This is a genomic window from Vibrio sp. Vb0304, assembly GCF_033338995.1.
GTDB classification, from domain to species: Bacteria; Pseudomonadota; Gammaproteobacteria; order Enterobacterales; family Vibrionaceae; genus Vibrio; species Vibrio alginolyticus.
The window spans coordinates 1-1,137 of the sequence record NZ_JAWOTT010000275.1 but is presented as its reverse complement, the minus strand read 5'-3'; the positions used below and the strand labels follow the sequence as shown (position 1 = coordinate 1,137).

At 44.9% G+C, this 1,137-nt stretch carries 1 protein-coding gene and 1 pseudogene; both read right to left on the bottom strand.

Annotation, left to right across the window (positions count from 1 at the left end):
* Positions 1-134 (bottom strand): annotated as a pseudogene (locus R7P35_RS25605) (azurin); the annotation flags it as partial.
* 312 nt (positions 135-446) lie between these two features.
* The gene (locus R7P35_RS25600) at positions 447-1,097 is read right to left on the bottom strand and encodes an HAD family hydrolase (RefSeq protein ID WP_023584584.1); all 651 of its coding nucleotides are present in this window, start codon (positions 1,095-1,097) and stop codon (positions 447-449) included.
* Between the last annotated feature and the right edge of the window lie 40 nt (positions 1,098-1,137).

Here is a 1,137-nt window from a genome sequence, read left to right as displayed (position 1 = left end):
GGAACACTCAATGTTTTGGTCGAAAACTGCATCATATCGTTAGCATCTAATGACACTTCACACTCGGCACTGGCTTGTGCGCCGAAGCCCAATCCTGCCAGTGCCAAGGTTGCTGCTAATATACGTAAAGACATATAACACTCTCCATTTTGTTGTTTTGGGCTGACTTGGACTTTTTTGTCCAATAGTTCTCATTATCAGCCAGTTTTGACCCGAAAAACGTGCTTCAATCGGTATATTGACGATTTGTTGCAAACTTGTACTGGTTCGTTCCACTGATTGATCATTGGACTACCTGATTTTCTTTCGTGGCGTGAACTGGCTCAATTCTTAATTCGTGTAGGTTGAGGGAGTCGATTCAATTAAGAGAGGGAATATGAGATGGGTAAGAAACTAAGAGAAAGCCCAACGTCGACATTGGGCTCTAGAACGTATTCAGAGGAGGATTAGCGAGTCTGTTTAAGCTCGGCTAATACTTCGTGCAGTGAAGGCACGATAGCGTGACCAAATTGTTTTACCTCATCGCAAGGTTCAACCAAGTCCGGAATTTGATAAGTAATCATGTTTGCCGCTACAGCGGCGCGAACACCGTTATTGGAATCTTCAAAGGCCAAACATTGGCTTGGCTCTACATCCAGACGGTTCGCTGCCAGCAAATAGATTTCTGGATCGGGTTTGCCGTGGCTCACTTCGCAGCCTGTCGTTAGGTTATCGAAGTATTTGCTCAACCCTGCTAATTCCAGTTTGATTTTTGCCACTTCTTTCGCGGTAGATGTCGCGACCGCGATAGGTAAGCCCTGTGCTTTCAACCACTCCAGCAACTCAACAACGCCATCTTTTACAGGGATAGCTTGGTGTTTGACAACTGCGTTGTAACGAGTGCGCCATTCAAGATGCAGGCGGTCTAAATTCTCGCCGTAGGCTTTGCGGAAAATCGTCTCAATTCCTGCCGCATTGCGGCCAATGATCGATAGGTAAACATCTTCATAAAACGGAAGGTTTTGTACTTCACATGCTTCTTGGAAAATACGCATACAGACGCGTTCAGTATCAAGAAGTAAACCATCCATATCAAAAATAGCAGCTTGGTATTTCATTTCATTACAGGCTTGTTGAGTGAGGGAACACATTCTGGCA

Coding starts and splice junctions, on each gene's coding strand:
- R7P35_RS25600 (WP_023584584.1), bottom strand. CDS start 1,097: ATGAAATACCAAGCTGCTATTTTTGATATGGATGGTTTACTTCTTGAT.